At 42.8% G+C, this 16,785-nt stretch carries 21 protein-coding genes; 3 read left to right on the forward strand and 18 right to left on the reverse strand.

The window, feature by feature from the left end; all coding sequences use genetic code 11:
* Positions 1–67 precede the first annotated feature (67 nt).
* From thrC to ffh, 8 genes are all read right to left on the reverse strand, one after another.
* Positions 68–1,453 (reverse strand): threonine synthase, encoded by a 1,386-nt coding sequence (thrC, locus tag V6259_RS14535; RefSeq protein WP_341585102.1) that lies wholly within the window; start codon positions 1,451–1,453, stop codon positions 68–70.
* 12 nt (positions 1,454–1,465) lie between these two features.
* A complete protein-coding gene (locus tag V6259_RS14540) occupies positions 1,466–2,767 on the reverse strand; it encodes a homoserine dehydrogenase (protein ID WP_341585103.1) in 1,302 nt (433 codons plus the stop codon).
* A 146-nt stretch (positions 2,768–2,913) separates the two neighbouring features.
* The gene (locus V6259_RS14545) at positions 2,914–3,633 is read right to left on the reverse strand and encodes a thioredoxin fold domain-containing protein (protein WP_341585104.1); all 720 of its coding nucleotides are present in this window, start codon (positions 3,631–3,633) and stop codon (positions 2,914–2,916) included.
* Between the two features lie 104 nt (positions 3,634–3,737).
* On the reverse strand, positions 3,738–4,100 hold the full coding sequence (gene rplS / locus V6259_RS14550) for a 50S ribosomal protein L19 (protein WP_133013174.1): 363 nt from the start codon (positions 4,098–4,100) through the stop codon (positions 3,738–3,740).
* A 69-nt stretch (positions 4,101–4,169) separates the two neighbouring features.
* Positions 4,170–4,922 (reverse strand): tRNA (guanosine(37)-N1)-methyltransferase TrmD, encoded by a 753-nt coding sequence (gene trmD, locus V6259_RS14555; RefSeq protein WP_133013175.1) that lies wholly within the window; start codon positions 4,920–4,922, stop codon positions 4,170–4,172.
* A 21-nt stretch (positions 4,923–4,943) separates the two neighbouring features.
* Positions 4,944–5,489, reverse strand: coding sequence for a ribosome maturation factor RimM (rimM, locus tag V6259_RS14560; RefSeq protein WP_133013176.1), 546 nt, complete (start codon positions 5,487–5,489; stop codon positions 4,944–4,946).
* 16 nt (positions 5,490–5,505) lie between these two features.
* Entirely contained in the window at positions 5,506–5,754 is a 249-nt protein-coding gene (rpsP, locus tag V6259_RS14565; protein WP_133013177.1) for a 30S ribosomal protein S16, read from the reverse strand.
* 177 nt (positions 5,755–5,931) lie between these two features.
* Positions 5,932–7,311, reverse strand: coding sequence for a signal recognition particle protein (gene ffh, locus V6259_RS14570; protein ID WP_341585106.1), 1,380 nt, complete (start codon positions 7,309–7,311; stop codon positions 5,932–5,934).
* Between the two features lie 131 nt (positions 7,312–7,442).
* Between ffh and V6259_RS14575 the strand changes: the two genes are divergently transcribed.
* The 3 genes from V6259_RS14575 (at position 7,443) to V6259_RS14585 (ending at position 10,105) form a co-directional block, all read left to right on the forward strand.
* A complete protein-coding gene (locus tag V6259_RS14575) occupies positions 7,443–8,210 on the forward strand; it encodes a cytochrome C assembly family protein (RefSeq protein ID WP_133013179.1) in 768 nt (255 codons plus the stop codon).
* A gap of 82 nt (positions 8,211–8,292) precedes the next feature.
* A complete protein-coding gene (locus V6259_RS14580; protein WP_133013180.1) occupies positions 8,293–9,549 on the forward strand; it encodes an HlyC/CorC family transporter in 1,257 nt (418 codons plus the stop codon).
* Positions 9,550–9,559: 10 nt separating this feature from the next.
* On the forward strand, positions 9,560–10,105 hold the full coding sequence (locus tag V6259_RS14585) for an NUDIX hydrolase (RefSeq protein WP_133013181.1): 546 nt from the start codon (positions 9,560–9,562) through the stop codon (positions 10,103–10,105).
* Here the strand turns inward: V6259_RS14585 and V6259_RS14590 are convergent.
* From V6259_RS14590 to dinB, 10 genes are all read right to left on the reverse strand, one after another.
* Entirely contained in the window at positions 10,086–10,394 is a 309-nt protein-coding gene (locus tag V6259_RS14590; protein WP_341585109.1) for an NGG1p interacting factor NIF3, read from the reverse strand. The two genes, V6259_RS14585 and V6259_RS14590, sit on opposite strands and share 20 nt — an antisense overlap.
* Before the next feature lie 39 nt (positions 10,395–10,433).
* Positions 10,434–11,297, reverse strand: coding sequence for a DUF72 domain-containing protein (locus tag V6259_RS14595; RefSeq protein ID WP_341585110.1), 864 nt, complete (start codon positions 11,295–11,297; stop codon positions 10,434–10,436).
* The gene (gene greB, locus V6259_RS14600; RefSeq protein ID WP_133013184.1) at positions 11,294–11,803 is read right to left on the reverse strand and encodes a transcription elongation factor GreB; all 510 of its coding nucleotides are present in this window, start codon (positions 11,801–11,803) and stop codon (positions 11,294–11,296) included. The genes V6259_RS14595 and greB overlap by 4 nt, the downstream gene beginning before the upstream one ends.
* Before the next feature lie 93 nt (positions 11,804–11,896).
* Positions 11,897–12,718: a mechanosensitive ion channel family protein gene (locus V6259_RS14605; RefSeq protein WP_445928513.1), complete on the reverse strand. Its 822-nt coding sequence runs from the start codon at positions 12,716–12,718 to the stop codon at positions 11,897–11,899.
* A 45-nt stretch (positions 12,719–12,763) separates the two neighbouring features.
* Positions 12,764–13,033 (reverse strand): hypothetical protein, encoded by a 270-nt coding sequence (locus V6259_RS14610; RefSeq protein ID WP_341585113.1) that lies wholly within the window; start codon positions 13,031–13,033, stop codon positions 12,764–12,766.
* Between the two features lie 98 nt (positions 13,034–13,131).
* Positions 13,132–13,596, reverse strand: coding sequence for a DUF2489 domain-containing protein (locus V6259_RS14615; RefSeq protein WP_133013186.1), 465 nt, complete (start codon positions 13,594–13,596; stop codon positions 13,132–13,134).
* 80 nt (positions 13,597–13,676) lie between these two features.
* Positions 13,677–14,471, reverse strand: a complete 795-nt coding sequence (locus tag V6259_RS14620) for an inositol monophosphatase family protein (protein WP_341585115.1) — start codon at positions 14,469–14,471, stop codon at positions 13,677–13,679.
* Positions 14,472–14,499: 28 nt separating this feature from the next.
* Positions 14,500–15,168, reverse strand: a complete 669-nt coding sequence (locus V6259_RS14625; protein WP_133013188.1) for an alpha/beta hydrolase — start codon at positions 15,166–15,168, stop codon at positions 14,500–14,502.
* An 89-nt stretch (positions 15,169–15,257) separates the two neighbouring features.
* Positions 15,258–15,380: a hypothetical protein gene (locus V6259_RS14630; protein ID WP_341585116.1), complete on the reverse strand. Its 123-nt coding sequence runs from the start codon at positions 15,378–15,380 to the stop codon at positions 15,258–15,260.
* 49 nt (positions 15,381–15,429) lie between these two features.
* Positions 15,430–16,491: a DNA polymerase IV gene (gene dinB, locus V6259_RS14635; protein ID WP_341585117.1), complete on the reverse strand. Its 1,062-nt coding sequence runs from the start codon at positions 16,489–16,491 to the stop codon at positions 15,430–15,432.
* Positions 16,492–16,785: the final 294 nt, after the last annotated feature.

The raw sequence follows: 16,785 nt of genomic DNA on the forward strand, positions 1-16,785 counted from the left end.
GGTAAAAGAAAAAAGCCGCCCCTCATAGAGGACCGGCTTTCTGTATCGTTAACTCGTCATCGCTTTGTTAGATGCGTTCAGCCACAAAGGATTGAACCTCGTCTAAGCTATTGTCTAACACTGTGTAAGACTCTTCACGCTCGAAAAGATCTTTCATGTGCTCAGGCAAACTTGGAGTCTGACAACCGGCCTTTTCAACCGCTTCGGGGAATTTCACCGGGTGCGCTGTTGCCAAGGTGATCATAGGCACGGATTTGTCTTTCCAGCACTGACGCGCCGCTTCCAAACCAATTGCCGTATGAGGATCAAGAAGGTACTGAGTCGAAGCAAATACATCCGCAATCACTTCACAGGTCTTCTTATCATCCACTTTGTAGCTATCAAAGTTGTCTTTCACAAATGACCAAGCTTGGTCATTAAGCGACACATCGCCGTTATTAAAACGCGCCATCAAATCATCAATCGCAGCGCCATCACGACCATGAGCATCAAATAACAAGCGCTCAAAATTACTCGATACCATGATGTCCATACTTGGAGACAAGGTAACGTTTAGAGATTGACGACTCATGTCATTTTCTGTAATCACACGATGCAAGATGTCATTTTGGTTAGTCGCCACGACAAGCTGATCAATCGGCAAGCCCATTTTCTTAGCAAGATAGCCTGCGAAAATATCGCCAAAGTTACCCGTAGGAACAGAGAAAGATACTTTACGATGCGGCGCACCAACAGCTAAAGCAGAAGAGAAGTAGTAAACGATTTGAGCCATGATACGCGCCCAGTTAATCGAGTTTACCGCGCCTAACTTGGCGCCTTTCAAGAAAGACTGATCTGCAAAGCTGGATTTCACCATCCCTTGGCAATCATCAAAATTGCCTTTCACCGCGATATTGAAAACGTTGTCGTCAATCACTGTCGTCATTTGACGACGCTGCACTTCGGACACACGCTCAAAAGGATGTAGGATGAAAATATCTAAATGCTCAGAGTGGCGACAACCTTCAATGGCTGCCGAGCCAGTATCGCCTGATGTCGCACCAAGAATAACCAGCTTTTCTTTGCGTTCGGATAGCACATAGTCCATTAAACGACCCAGCAGCTGTAGTGCAAAGTCTTTAAACGCTAGGGTTGGTCCACGGAATAACTCAAGTATCCATTCGTTATTACCAACTTGAACCATAGGTGCAACAGACACATGATTAAAACTTGCATAAGCATCATCAATCATGTTTTTAAACGCATCCGCCGGAATATCACCTTCAACAAAAGGCCACATTATCTTAAACGCAAGTTCTTGATAACTAAGATTTGCCCAAGAAGCGATCTCTTCTTTACTGTAATGAGGCAAGGTTTCTGGCACATACAAACCGCCATCATTCGCCAAACCAGCCAATAGCACGTCACCAAAAGACAACGCTGGCGCTTTACCTCGAGTAGAAATATATTTCATTGTTGTCTCTCCTTAAGCCAATGTTTCAACACGAATACGTTGCACAGTACCCGCGACATCTGGCAAGGCCTCAATTTCAGCGATCGCCGCATTCATAGAACGCTCTTTCACGTCATGAGTCATCACCACAAGTGGTACAAGGTCACTGCCTTCACGCTCGCGCTGAATCAAAGATTCAATGCTGATGCCATTTTTCGATAAGATCTGAGTAATATTTGCTAATACACCAGCACGATCTTGGATCGTCATGTTGAGGAAGAAACCACATTCAATTTCTTCAATCGGCAGAATATTTACATCGGACAAAGCGTCCGCTTGGAACGCCAAATGCGGTACTCTATTGGTAGGATCTGCCGTCAAAGTACGCGCCACATCAATTACATCAGCCACAACTGATGAGCCGGTTGGCATCGCGCCAGCACCAGCACCATAAGTCAACGTCGGCCCGACCGCGTCACCTTTTACCATGACCGCATTCATTACACCGTTTACATTGGCCAATAATTGCTTGTTAGATATCAAAGTCGGATGCACACGCAATTCAATGCCATGCTTAGTGCGATTCGCAATGCCTAAATGCTTAATGGCATAACCTAGATCACGTGCAAAAGCGACATCTTCAGAGGTAATTCGACTGATGCCTTCTGTATAAGTTTTTTCAAATTGCAGAGGAATACCAAAAGCAATAGACGCCAAAATCGTTAATTTATGAGCGGCATCAATGCCCTCTACATCAAAAGTAGGGTCCGCTTCAGCATAACCTAGCGCTTGAGCTTCTTTTAGCACGTCATCGAAATCCCGACCTTTTTCACTCATTTCAGTCAGAATAAAGTTGCCCGTACCATTAATGATGCCAGCCAACCATTCAATACGATTTGCAGATAAGCCTTCACGAAGAGATTTGATAATAGGAATGCCGCCTGCAACGGCAGCCTCAAAGGCAACAATAACGCCTTTTTCTTGTGCTCTTGCGAATATTTCATTGCCGTGTTCTGCAATGAGTGCTTTGTTAGCAGTTACCACATGTTTGCCATTTTTGATGGCGGTTAGCACGAGCTCTTTAGCGACGGATGTGCCACCAATAAGCTCAAGGACAATATCAATCTCTGGGTTATTTACGACATCAAAGATGTCGCGGGTAATGTTCACTCCGGTGGTATCACATGCATCGTTATCACGACGCATACCAACTTGCTCAACTACAATACTGCGGCCAACTCGTCGTGTAATTTCTTCTGCATTATTACGCAGAATATTAAAACTGCCAGAACCTACTGTTCCCAGCCCACAAATTCCGACTTTTACCGGTTTCAAAGCAACACCCCACAGAGATAATTTAATTTTTATACGATGTTTAATAGCAACACCTAAGCCCTGACATTATAGCGTTAGAGTGAATTAAACCCAACGAAGAATACCCTGAACAAGGCTCATGTTTAGTGGAATATTTCGCGTTTTCCCTATAAACCCAATTCTTTTGCTAATGAATCCGCAGGCAAATAACCAGGAATAAGTTTACCGTTTCCTAAAACAATACTTGGCGTGCCACGAACACCAATAGAATTGCCTAAATTGTAATCATCAGCAATGGGATTAACACACGTATTTTCAGGAACATCATTACCTTCCATTGCTTTCGTCAGCCAAGCTTTAGGGTCATCAGAACACCAAACACTGACCATCTTTTTATAGACACCAGAACCAATACCAGCACGAGGATACGCTAGATAGCGAACAGTGATACCCATCTCATTTAACTTAGGTACTTCTTTATGCAGCATCCGACAATAAGCACAATCTACATCGGTGAAAACGGTAATATGAGCTTTCTCGTCTGCTGCTTTGAAAACAATCATTTGTGATGCTGGCAGTGTTTCAATTTTAGCGAGTTTTGCTTTTTCGCTTTCATTCTCTACCGCCGCACCTTCTACACGATACATATCGCCAGCGACAAAATACTTACCATTAGCCGTTACATGCAAAGTAGGACCGTCTTTCAAGGTAACCGTGTATAGGCCGGAACCAGAATGAAGCTCAACATTTTCTATTTGATATTGGGGTAAAGCTTGCTTTATAGAAGCGCTTACTTCTGCTTTGTCAGCTAGAGTGGTTGTGGAAAATAAAGCGAGTAATGAGCTTATCATTACGAATCGAGAAAGGGGTTGAAAAAGACACTTCATTGAATACCTCAAATAAATAAGATTAATCAATATTAGGCCACAACCTTATGGGGAAGTTCCATAAAAAAAGGCGACTTGCGTCGCCTTTTTTTAACACAGAAAAATTAACGTTTAGCCAATTTCTCTTTAATACGTGCTGATTTACCAGAACGTTCGCGTAGGTAATAGATTTTAGCCTGACGCACGTCACCGCGACGTTTCACTTCAATACTTTCAACGATTGGGCTGTAAGTTTGAAATGCACGCTCAACACCGATACCGCTAGAAATTTTACGAACGGTAAATGCTGAGTTAAGACCGCGGTTACGCTTAGCAATTACAACACCTTCATAGGCCTGTAGACGCTCGCGTGAACCTTCTATAACTTTAACTTGAACGACAACAGTATCACCAGTACCGAATACTGGAATTTCTTTTGTCATCTGTTCAGCTTCAATCTGCTGAATCAGTTTAGTTTTATTACTCATGGATGTGACTCCTAATGATATGGTTTCTTGTCAGCATGAAGGTTCTTCTGTCTGACAAGCTCGCAATCCCTACTCTGCCGAGGTTGAATCTTCAGTTTCGCGAATAAACTCTTCTAACAGCAACTGCTGTTCCCTGTCCAACTCAAGGTTCTGCAGAAGGTCTGGCCGGCGCAGAAAAGTTCTTCCGAGCTTTTGCTTTAATCGCCAGCGTCTAATCGCCTCATGGTTGCCACTAAGCAGTACAGAAGGAACGGACTTATCATCCAAAACTTCCGGTCGAGTGAAATGCGGACAGTCCAACAAGCCATCAGCAAATGAATCCTCATCTGCAGAAGCCTGCTTTCCTAGCACACCAGGAACCATACGAAGTACGGCATCCATGAGCACCATCGCCGGCAACTCACCACCACTTAGAACAAAGTCACCAATGGACCATTCTTCATCAATCTCAGATTGAATCAAACGTTCATCAACGCCTTCATAACGACCTGCTACCAGAATAAATTCTGCTTGTTTAGCAAGCTGTTGCACACCTTCTTGCGTCAGCGTACGCCCTTGAGGGGATAGATAAATAACTTTTGCGTTGGGCACCAATAATTTGGCACTTGCAATCGCATCTTTGAGAGGCTGCACTTTCATGAGCATCCCTGGACCACCACCATAAGGTCGATCATCCACAGTCTTATGTCTGTCATAAGTAAAGTCACGCGGATTTATAAAATCCATCGAAACCAGACCAGACTTAATGGCTCTGCCCGTTACACCGTATTGGGTAATGGCTTGAAACATCTCCGGAAAAAGCGATATTACACCGACCTTCACTTTATGACTCCAGTTTTACGATCAAAATTCCGGATCCCAATCAACGACCATTTCCTGCTGTTCTAGATTAATATCTAAAACATAAGATCCTGGCGCATAAGGAATCAAACGTTCTTCACGATCAAAACTGCCTTCACAAGCACGGACAACAACAACATCATTCGCACCGGTTTCCATAAGCTGAGAAACCTTCCCCAAGAGGACACCCTCTTTGGTAATAACCCTCAGTCCTTCCAGTTGGCTCCAGTAATAATCACCTTCTTCCAATTCTGGTAGTTCTGCCGAATCAATATAAACGTCCATACCACAAATCTCTTTTACAAGATCTCTGTCGGTATAACCCTTAACTGACGCTACCAAACCACGACCTTGCAGACGCCCTTGGCTTAATTCAACGGTCTTCCACCCACTAGGAGTTTTCAACCACCAATGCTTGTAATCAAAGATCCCTTGCATTGGGTCGGTGTGTGAATATAACTTCACCCACCCTTTAACACCATAAACTGATGTAATGCGTCCAACCACAAGGGCTTGCTCAGGAGCGGCCGCTTGTTTTAATTCAGACATAGCACTACCTCAGTTATTAAGCGTTTTTGCCAGCATCTTTAACAAGCTGCGCAGCACGGTCAGATAGTTGAGCGCCTAGGCTAACCCAATGGTTTACACGATCTAAATCGATGCGCAAACGTTCTTCTTGACCACGAGCAACAGGGTTAAAGAAACCCAAACGCTCGATATAACGACCATCACGTGCACGACGGCTATCAGCCACGTTCAAATGATAGAATGGGCGCTTTTTAGAGCCACCACGAGAAAGACGAATAGTTACCATCTTATTGGTTCCTTATTGCTTAACGAAACGCCTCTTGCCGAGTCGATTTTTGACTCATACTACAAGAGGGCGGCATATTCTAGTCGATTAACTAGAAAAACAAAAGAGCGAATTACTCGCCCACACATTAAAAACGGCAGTTTTTTTTACTGCCGTCAATAAAAAAACAAGATATGACTAAAGTTTAGGGAAGCCACCGCCGCCTGGCATACCACCAGGCATCATTCCACCCAAACCTCGCATCATCTTTTTCATTCCACCTTTAGCGGACATTTTCTTCATCATCTTCTGCATTTGCTTATGCTGCTTCAGAAGACGATTTAAATCTTGAATCTGCAAGCCGGCGCCAACAGTAATACGTTTTTTACGAGAACCATTGATAACATCAGGATTGCGACGCTCCGCTGGCGTCATCGAATTAATCAAGGCTTCCATCTGAACAAACATTTTATCGTTCACTTTATCTTGGATATTACCTAGCTGCCCCATACCGGGAAGCTTATCCAACATGGAACTCATACCGCCCATGTTTTTCATTTGCTGAAGCTGCTCTTTAAAATCTTCTAAATCAAAGCCTTTGCCTTTCTTTAGTTTGCCAGCCAGCTTCTCGGCTTTTTCTTTATCAATTTTCTGCTCTGCTTCCTCTATTAAGGAAAGCATGTCACCCATACCGAGAATACGAGAAGCCAAACGATCAGGGTGGAAAGGTTCTAACGCGTCGGTTTTTTCACCAACACCCAAAAACTTGATCGGCTTACCGGTAATATGACGAACCGAAAGTGCAGCACCGCCACGGGCATCACCATCTGTTTTGGTCAATATCACGCCAGTCAAAGGCAATACATCACCAAAGGCCTTGGCGGTATTAGCAGCATCCTGACCTGTCATCGCATCGACAACAAACAAGGTTTCGATTGGATTCACCGCAGCATGAAGCGCCTTGATCTCAGCCATCATGTCGTCATCAATAGCCAAACGACCTGCAGTATCAACAATCAAGACATCTTTATGGGCTTTCTTAGCGTAATCGACCGCATTATTAACGATATCGATCGGCTTCTGCGAAAGATCACTAGGAATAAAGTCAACACCGACTTCAGCAGCAAGTGTTTCTAACTGTTTGATCGCAGCAGGGCGATATACATCCGCACTAACAACCGAAACAGATTTCTTCTCGCGCTCCGTAAGGTATTTTGCAAGCTTAGCGGCAGAGGTTGTTTTACCCGCCCCTTGAAGACCAGCCAACAAGATAATTGCAGGACGAGCAACACGAAGGTTCAAACCGTCGTTCGCTTCGCCCATTACTTTTTCAAGTTCTTGCTTAACAATTTTTAAGAAGACTTGGCCAGGGCTGAGGCTCTTTGTTACTTCAGTTCCTACCGCACGATCTTTAACAGCATCGATAAAGTCTTTTACAACAGGCAGCGCAACATCGGCTTCGAGCAGCGCCATTCGCACTTCGCGAAGCACATCTTTAATATTGTCTTCTGTTAATTTAGCGCGACCTCGAATACGATCAAGCGAGGAAGTTAAGCGATTCGATAAATTGTCGAACATATTGCCCTCAAATTTTTTGTTCTATATGGAAAAAAACCGACTTTCACGGTTTAACCAAGTTGAAATTAAACCTATTATAACGGATAAATGTTTATCACCCTATACCTTTACTCTATGGATCCTTTAGTTTCATGACTCAATTATTGCTTTGGCTTGCTTGTATTGCCTGCTTAGTCGCTAGTTTGGCTTATTACTTTCGCCCTCAAGCTCGCTCAACACAGCTATTAGGGGCTGCTGCAATCGTTTTACACACCCTATCTTTGAGTGAGTTTTTATTTCATCGAAACGGGTTCAATTTTTTAACAATTGGACTATTAATCGCTGTTATTGGTAATGCGCTTCTGTGGTTTAGTAACCGAAATAAAGATTTATCATTACTTATTGCAATCGCCTTTCCACTCACTGCCATTATTATTGCGCTAAATGCCATTGAACCATGGCACCTAAAACAGCTGCACAGTGACTCTTGGGGAACAAGCGCCCACATACTCATTGCGTCTGTTGCTTACAGTCTTTTTACTGCAGCATGCGGCATTGGCATACTTCTAGCGATCCAAGAATACCAACTCAAAAACCACCGTCTGAAACAACTATTAAGAGTCCCGCCGCTACAAGTGTTAGAACGCTTGATGTTCGAATTTATTTGGGCCGCCTTTATTTTACTTACAATAACGATTGCCACCGGTTTTTACTTCATTGAAGACATGTTCGCTCAACACCTTGTACACAAAACCTTCTTCACCATGGCTTCATGGCTTGTTTTTGCGGGGTTATTGCTGGGGCGTCATTTTGCTGGCTGGCGCGGACAACTAGCGGTTAAACTCACCCTTAGTGGCTTCTTTTTACTTATGCTAGCCTATTTTGGCAGTCAGATAGCCTTACAAATTTTGTTACATTAATTCATTATGCATGAAAGTCGTTTGACAGTGACTTTGTAAGCACTAATAATCCGTTTATCCAAACTATTGAGGCAAACCCTTTTTGAACGATGTTCCCTTAAGTATTCTAGGCGGAGTACTGGCTTTCCTAATCATACTTTCTGCTTTCTTTTCCAGCTCAGAAACTGGCATGTTGACTCTCAACAAATACCGATTGAAGCATCTGGTAAAAAACAAAAACAAAACTGCCATTCGTGTCAGTAAATTACTCGAACGCCCAGATCGGCTTTTGGGGCTTATTTTAATCGGCAATAACTTTGTCAATATTCTAGCGTCGGCCATTGCCACTATTATTGCTGTGCGCATATGGGGTGATGCTGGTGTTGCCATCGCAACCGCCGCCCTTACAGTAATTGTATTGATCTTTGCCGAAGTTACGCCAAAGACATTAGCTGCGATTCATCCAGAGAAAATAGCCTTCCCCGCCTCTTGGATACTCGCCATCCTGTTAAGAATTTTTTACCCAATTGTCTTTCTTATTAACACCCTTTCAAACGGATTATTAAGATTAATTGGTGTGCACGCCTCTCAAAAAAGCCATGACACACTTGATTCAGAAGAATTAAGAACCGTTGTTAATGAAGCTAGCGGCCTTATTCCTGCCGCTCACCAAGAAATGCTGATCTCTATTTTAGATCTGGAAAAAGTCTCTGTAGAAGACATTATGATCCCTAGAAATGAAGTCGTCGGTATCGACATCGAAGACTCCATTGAAGAAATCATCGAACAAATATGCCAAAGTCGTCATACACGGATGCCCGTTTATAATGGCGAAATTAATAAAGTGATCGGCATTTTGCACGCTCGCCACGCCGCCGTATTTTTACGTGAACCATCACCATCCAAAGCCGCACTATTAAAAGCAACACTAGAACCTTACTTCATTCCTGAAAGTACGTCGTTGAATACAGTGCTACTCAACTTCCAAAAAGACCATCAACAAATGGGCATAGTGGTTGATGAGTATGGCGACGTTCAGGGTATTGCTGCACTAGAAGATGTACTTGAAGAAATAGTCGGTGAGTTCACCCCTCCCACACAAGAAGAGGAGAACGAAATCCAGCCACTTGATGATGGTACATTTAGAATCGAAGGCTCCACTCATATTCGAGATATAAACAAAACACTTGATTGGCACCTACCAACCGATGGCCCAAAAACACTGAACGGTTTGATTATCGAAACACTAGAATTCATTCCAGAGCATCAAATCGGCCTATCAGTTGGCCACTACTTAATCGAGATCCAAGAGATCGAAGACAAGGTGGTAAAATACGCCAAACTTCAGCTGAAACACTAAGGAAGTCATCATGAGATATTGTCCTCAATGCGGCCACGCTGTGAATATGTCCATCCCAGTCGGCGATGATAAAATACGTGCGGTTTGTCCTAATTGTGAATACATTGATTATGATAATCCTCGCCTTATCACCGGCACCATCCCTATGTATCAAGGCAGATTATTACTCTGTAGACGAAACATAGAGCCAAGATTTGGCTATTGGACACTGCCCGCTGGCTTCATGGAAAACCAAGAAACTACCAGCGAAGGTGCATTGAGAGAAACACTAGAAGAAAGTGGATCTGAGGCAATTTGCAGGCAAGCTTTCAGCATGATTAGCATCCCACATATCAATCAGATACATCTATTTTATTTGGCTGATTTAAAAAGAGATGATTTTCATGCAACAGAAGAGAGCTCGGAAGTCGCCCTCTTCGAATTATCGGATATTCCATGGGACGAACTTGCGTTCACCAGTGTGAGTAAAACTTTAGAGCTGTTTCTCGAAGATCACAAAACTGGACAATATGGCTTTCACGAAGACACCATTCTTATCAACTCTGTACAGGAATAAAGTGATAGGCAGCTTCTTCATAAGGATGAGCTGCCAATAGCGCCGAAGTAACGCCTTCTTTAAGTTCATCTTTCAATACCATTTCAACACGATACTCATCCACTTTTTCTACTATTCCTCGCTCTCCAATATAAGGCGTCGCTTGATTATTAGGGCAGAACTGCCCCTGTCCCTTTATCTGCCAGCAACACTGACTATAATCACCAATCGAACCTGCGCCAGCCAGAAAAAGTGCCTGTTTCACCGACTCCAAATGAGTTTCAGGCACATAAAACACCAAAGAATACATAAATTAACCCCTCATTTTATCGTGATGATTCCAAGTAACCTACCAAAGGCTCACTTGCTCCTGAGCGCTAGGAAGTGACAATACAGCCTGATATCCATGACACAACATTTGAACTTTCTGATCCAGCTGTGCTGCCAACGCTGGAGCGGCAATATTATCTGAAGAGTGAACAAACACACTCGGAGTTAACCCTAATGACAACCACTGGCTCAATTTAGCCGCCCATTGATCTAGCCATTTATCATTTAAAGACACATCGGGATGGCCAATAAAACGCACCACAGGATGAGCTCCAGTAGCTACGGGGTGACAAGGTACTCTTGGTTTTTTCATTTGTGCATCCACCAAGCTGTCACAATAAGCCTCTGTGGAAAAGACAGGCCGCGAATCCATTATCACTCGGTTCACCCCTTTATCTGCCAGGCCTTTTAAAAATAACGATTCATATCCCGTCTTATCAAAATACGCCAGATGCCGCGTCTCTACAGCCAAAGGCGATGGCAACACCCACAAATCACACAGCAACATAATACGCTCCAATAAGCGCTCATCGCATGTTGCTGGGAACTGCAGCATGGTTGGCCCAAGCTTAGGTAACAAAGGCGCTAATGACGCCATAAACACACGCCAGTCTTCGACGACCTCTTTCCAAGATCGATCCAATAACCGATGAGTCACAGTCTGCGGCGCTTTGAATGCAAAACGAAAACCATCAGGGACAGCTTCGTACCAACGCTGCAACTGCGCCTGCTCAACCTTGGTATAAAAAGTACTACCAACCTCAACCGTTGAAAACACTTGTGAATAACGTGAAATTCGCTCGCCAGCCGGCAAGGAAGATGGATACAACCAATTAATCCAAGCCGGATGCTGCCATTGTGCCATGCCATAATAAATTTTCATGGAGACGGTGCGCGGTACTCTATCGCATCAATCAAATAAGTTTTCTCACCTGCCGCCAGATGGATAGCCACTTCGTCCCCCTCTTCTTTTTTCAGTAGCGCCCGCGCTACAGGTGAATCAATACTGATATAAGCAGAGTTATGATCCAGCTCATCCGCACCAACAATGCGATATTCTTTTAATACCCCAGCGTCATCCTCAAGCGTCACCCAAGCCCCAAAAAACACCCTTGATTGGTCTGCAGGGAAACGATCGACCACGGTACATACATCAAGACGTTTTTCTAAATAACGTACGCGACTATCTATTTCACGCAACTGCTTTTTTCCATAAATGTATTCAGCATTTTCTGAACGATCCCCTTGGGCCGCGGCTTCGCGAACCGTTTCCGTTACCGCTGGACGCTTTTCCTTCCATAAATACTTAAGCTCTGCTAACAGTACTTGAGCGCCCTCTTGGGTAATATACGCGGATTTTGGAGCAGATGGAGGACGATACCGACTCATTAAAACAACCTATTTTTACAATAATTAAAATAAAAATGCCGCCAAGCAACAATCATTGCTTGACGGCATTTTGAAACACTAGAATCTAACGCATTACGATTCTTGTTTGTGTAAATGAACATCCATTTGTGGGAACGGAATGCTGACACCGCGCTCATCAAACGTATATTTGATCTTCTCAAGAAGATCCGCTCTTACCGCCCAATAATCGCCAGCAGCAACCCAAGGGCGCAGGTTAAAGTTTACTGAACTATCTGCTAACTCAGCAACCGCTATAACCCAAGCAGGATCCTTTAAGATGCGCTCATCTGCTGAAACAATTTCTTCCATTATGCTTTTTGCAAGACGAATATCGGCATCGTAACCAATACCAATAACAAGATCTAAACGGCGTGTTTTTTCACGTGAAAAATTCACAATAGAGCCATTCATTACCGCGGAATTTGGCGCAATAATAATACGGTTATCTGGTGTTCTCAGGTAAGTATGGAACAATTCAATACGATCCACTGTGCCCATTTGGCCCGCCGCATCAATGAAATCGCCAGACTTAAACGGACGCAAGATAATAATCAGTACGCCGGATGCAAAATTTGAAAGTGAACCCTGCAAAGCCAGACCTACAGCCAAACCTGCCGCACCCAATATTGCAATGAAAGAAGTCGTTTGTACGCCCACTTGCCCGAGCGCCATTAATATCACACCTGCAAACATCAAGGCATAAAGAATACTAGAACAAAAACCAGCGACGGCTTTATCCACGGATGCTTTTAGCATTCTATTTTCACACCAACGAGCTACCTTTTGAGCAACAAACCGACCAACCACTAAAACCACAATGCCAATCAGTAAATTAATCGCCATATCTGAGATCCAAGGTAACATATCGATACCTTTCTCCATGAACTGATCCATATTACCCATGTGCTTCAATCCTTAATATTAATAAGAGATAAACCGCTAAGCGGCATAATTCACTTTATGTTGCCATTCATCCAGCAATAAGGCCAATTGCTTTAAACCCACATTACTAAAACGAACATACAATCCGCCATCAACTATTTGAGTGCCTTTTTTATGCTCATCATCAATCATAAGACAAACTTCGCGTAACTGCTCAAATTCTTCATCATCTCGAACAGTCATGCCAATAAAGACATTCCAATCTCGCTCAAGCAACACACCATTTACCGCTCTTTCTAACAAGTTAACACAGTCATTTTGATTCAAGCGATAATAAGGCACCTTTGACTGATACTTTATATAAAACACCATCAACGCGGCCAATAAGCAAAAACACAGAACAAATGAAACAATGAGCTGAAAAATCATGAATCAAAAGAATGATCAAGTAAAGCGATCCGTGCACGCTTCAAATGCTCTAAATGCTCGGTTTCATATCTATCCATTTCACTACGGAATTTCGTACGAGCTTCTTTCGGTAAATCCTTCCATTGTTCGTGGGTCGGAATGTGCTCTGTTTTTTCAGTCAAAATATAGAAAGCGGATATATCATCATGACTCGATAAATTCACACTTAATTGATCTAACAAGTTTTTTACGCGAATACTCGTTTCGATCCAACCCAACTTCTCATCTACATCAACCGCTTTTAATAATATTTGAATACTATCAATTCTCTTTTGACGCTCTTCAGCCACAAAAGATTCACCTTCAAGGATTCTTTCTTCGCGCTGTCTATTCAATTTTAACTGACGATAGATATACCAAAGAGAAACAACAATGACACCTACGCACAGTAAAATCAGTATTAAAAATTCGTTAAAAGTCATATAAAATCCAAAAAAAGTAATGAGATAAACATTTGATTCGCTTACCCATTTTCAGCATCATTAAAAAGGTTGAAAAAAAGCTAATCCACACACAAAACCTGAACCAGCTGATCATATAAAGAGGGTGTGCAAACCAGTAAAGAATCACCATTAATTGCTAATGGCCAAGTAGAGCTTACAACATCATATCGGCCCACTTGCGCACCCGCTTCAGCAGCGATCAAAGCACCAGCCGCCATATCCCAAGGTTTTACTGATTCATAATAAGCCTGAAGCCGACCAGATGCGACCCAACATAAATCCAGCGCAGCCGATCCGTTTCGCCTAATGTCCTGACACTGGGACAACACATTCGACACTCTTTTAATCAATTTATCTAGTGCGTTTTTCTGATAAGGAAACCCAGTAGCCACTAAAGCATTACGCAAAGTGACCTTATCAGCAACATGAAGACGCTTACCATTGAGATAAGCTCCCTGACCTTTAACTGCCCAGTAGCACTCTTGTAAAAACGGCGCATTGACCACACCCAGCAACCTCTGTCCCTCTACATATAAACCAATAGAGATAGCCACATGTTTATGCCCATGTGCAAAATTCACCGTCCCATCAATAGGATCGATCACCCACACAGGAGCATCAGATAAAGATAAATCAGGCGATGACTCCTCCGATAATATTTGATGATCAGGGTAAGCTATTGCAATTTGTTGACAGAGATAATGATCTATCGCTAAATCCGTGGAAGTCACTAGCTCATGATCCGCTTTGTAATCTTCTGAAAAACGATTTGAGTCTCTCGCATCACTCATCATGACACCAGCTTGGTTGGCAATATGCTTAGCAAACTCAAGTAGGCTATCTGTATTTACCATAATGTAACCCTCCTCCAACTCATAAGACTTAAGACAGGCGAGCCATTAACCACGCTGAAATGTCCTGAATTTGCTCAGGGCAAACCGAATGCGGCATATTGTAAACTTGATACTCAACTTGAAAACCTTGATCTGTGAGAACTTTTTTCGCATCTAACGCTAAGCTAGGAGCAACAACAGGATCTTGCGAACCATGGTGAATTAAGAAAGGCGTATTGCCATTTTTACAATCTGAAGCTAAGGGCACACTAGCCTTATTTGCAAGGTAAGTAGATAACGCCATAACGCCTGCCAATTTTCGCTGAGACGTTAAAGCGAGTTGATAAGCAATAACGCCACCTTGCGAAAAGCCGGCAAGAATAATCCGAGACGCATCAATTCCTTTCGCGATTTGATCTTCTATAAGCGCAGATATTTGTGAACAGGATTCTTCAATGTTTGCCATATCTACTTTACGCTCTAGCGTCATTTCATAGATATCATACCAAGCTCGCATCTCCATCCCCCCATTTACAGTCACTGGACGACGAGGGGCATGAGGGAAGATAAAGCGCCAATTTTGATCAGAAGGAATAGACATCGCCGGCACAATAGACTCAAAGTCATGCCCATCTGATCCTAAACCATGTAACCAAATAATGGCGGCATCCGGCACTTCTGACGTTTCAACTAGCACATATGGCAACAAATCTGTCATTATTTACTCCAAAAAATAGGTCCGAAAAAATAGGCTATAGCGTTACGCAATAACCTATTATATCGACAATCATTTGTTGTAGATAACCCTTAATGCTCTACAGGAAAACGAACCTGAGTTACTTCTTGCTGATGATTAAGACGAAACGCTACATCTGATCGTTCTGGCATGGTCAATATTAGGTGTCGAGTAAGACATTCGTAATATTGCACAAATCGCTTCCACTATAATAATAATCAAAAAGAGGCTTATTTTTAACCTTCAATCAAATGACATGTCGAGTTGGCGGGGTGCTAGAGAAGCCAAACGATAACCTACCCCAATAAGGCGTACAGGCCTTGATTGACGTTGGTAAGCTTGTTTTAAAAGAGAGGAAAACACCTCTTTTGAGAAAGAGCTTTGGATAGATTGCTCTATGGTTGTTTGCTTAAAATCGTTGAATTTTAGCTTGAGATAATACTTATTAATTTGAGACTCGAAACCTCGACCAGCCATTCGTTTGTCTAGACTGTCTAATAACTCAGGCAATTGCGATAAGCAGGCCTCTAAAGATAAAAGATCTTCAGAAAAGGTATGTTCAACTGAAACGCTCTTTCTCTCTCTCGAAACTTGCACAGGACGACTGTCTATCCCCATTGCATATTGAGATAAGCGAAAAGCCATACTGCCAAAGTTCTTTTGTAAAATTGAAAAATCAATATTCTGCAGGTCTGAACAAAGAAAGACCCCCAAAACCCCTAACTTTTCCTGAGAAACCTTACCAATTCCCGAAATACACTTAACAGGTAACTGCGAAACAAATTCAAACTGCTGAGCGGGAGTAATGGTTGTTAGGCCATTCGGTTTTTGCCAATCACTTGCGACTTTGGCAATAAATTTGTTTGTTGCGACACCAGCCGAAACCGTGATGCCTATTTGTTCAACAACCTGACGTCGAATCTGCTCGGCAATTCTAGTGGCACTTCCTTGATAAGCGCCTGAATCAGTCACATCAAGATAGGCTTCATCTAATGAAAGCGGCTCAATAATGTCTGTGTATTGACGAAATATGGCATGCATTTGCCGCGAAGCAAGTCGGTATTTTTCCATATCCCCACTAACAACAATCAATGAAGGGCATAAGCGCTTCGCTACTGCAGTTGGCATTGCAGAATGAACGCCAAAAGAGCGAGCAATGTAATTCGCCGTACTCAACACCCCCCTCGTCTTTGATGAGCCACCAATAGCCAGTGGCACTTCTCGCAAACTGGGATCATCACGCATTTCAATAGCTGCATAAAAGCAATCCGCATCAATATGGATAATTTTTCTCTGTCTAGACATAAGAGCACTTAAAAATACTGTACAGAAACACAGTATAACGTTCAAATTATTAAAACAGCAAACACCAATAACACGCCGCAAACAGTGCTGACCGAGAAAGCAAAAGGAGGAAATATAGATAAAGTATAGATTTCCCAAGAAAAAAGCAGAAATATCCCTATTTACACCGGCAAACATGGACGTTAACAAGCAAAATAGTTTACATTTTGTGTCAGGATTATTCGCTATTATAGGCAGTGGCCTACTTTTTGCTTCTTCATCAGCTTAAGTAGAAATTTCGCCAAGCAGAATTAA

Source organism: Marinomonas sp. TI.3.20, from assembly GCF_038155025.1.
GTDB classification, from domain to species: Bacteria; Pseudomonadota; Gammaproteobacteria; order Pseudomonadales; family Marinomonadaceae; genus Marinomonas; species Marinomonas flavescens.

Coding starts and splice junctions, on each gene's coding strand:
- V6259_RS14625 (WP_133013188.1), bottom strand. CDS start 15,168: ATGACAGATTTGTTGCCATATGTGCTAGTTGAAACGTCAGAAGTGCCG.
- V6259_RS14575 (WP_133013179.1), top strand. CDS start 7,443: ATGACTCAATTATTGCTTTGGCTTGCTTGTATTGCCTGCTTAGTCGCT.
- rpsP (WP_133013177.1), bottom strand. CDS start 5,754: ATGGTAACTATTCGTCTTTCTCGTGGTGGCTCTAAAAAGCGCCCATTC.
- V6259_RS14595 (WP_341585110.1), bottom strand. CDS start 11,297: ATGAAAATTTATTATGGCATGGCACAATGGCAGCATCCGGCTTGGATT.
- V6259_RS14615 (WP_133013186.1), bottom strand. CDS start 13,596: ATGACTTTTAACGAATTTTTAATACTGATTTTACTGTGCGTAGGTGTC.
- V6259_RS14545 (WP_341585104.1), bottom strand. CDS start 3,633: ATGAAGTGTCTTTTTCAACCCCTTTCTCGATTCGTAATGATAAGCTCA.
- V6259_RS14585 (WP_133013181.1), top strand. CDS start 9,560: ATGAGATATTGTCCTCAATGCGGCCACGCTGTGAATATGTCCATCCCA.
- V6259_RS14590 (WP_341585109.1), bottom strand. CDS start 10,394: ATGTATTCTTTGGTGTTTTATGTGCCTGAAACTCATTTGGAGTCGGTG.
- greB (WP_133013184.1), bottom strand. CDS start 11,803: ATGAGTCGGTATCGTCCTCCATCTGCTCCAAAATCCGCGTATATTACC.
- V6259_RS14620 (WP_341585115.1), bottom strand. CDS start 14,471: ATGGTAAATACAGATAGCCTACTTGAGTTTGCTAAGCATATTGCCAAC.
- rimM (WP_133013176.1), bottom strand. CDS start 5,489: ATGTCTGAATTAAAACAAGCGGCCGCTCCTGAGCAAGCCCTTGTGGTT.
- ffh (WP_341585106.1), bottom strand. CDS start 7,311: ATGTTCGACAATTTATCGAATCGCTTAACTTCCTCGCTTGATCGTATT.
- thrC (WP_341585102.1), bottom strand. CDS start 1,453: ATGAAATATATTTCTACTCGAGGTAAAGCGCCAGCGTTGTCTTTTGGT.
- rplS (WP_133013174.1), bottom strand. CDS start 4,100: ATGAGTAATAAAACTAAACTGATTCAGCAGATTGAAGCTGAACAGATG.
- V6259_RS14605 (WP_445928513.1), bottom strand. CDS start 12,718: ATGGATCAGTTCATGGAGAAAGGTATCGATATGTTACCTTGGATCTCA.
- dinB (WP_341585117.1), bottom strand. CDS start 16,491: ATGTCTAGACAGAGAAAAATTATCCATATTGATGCGGATTGCTTTTAT.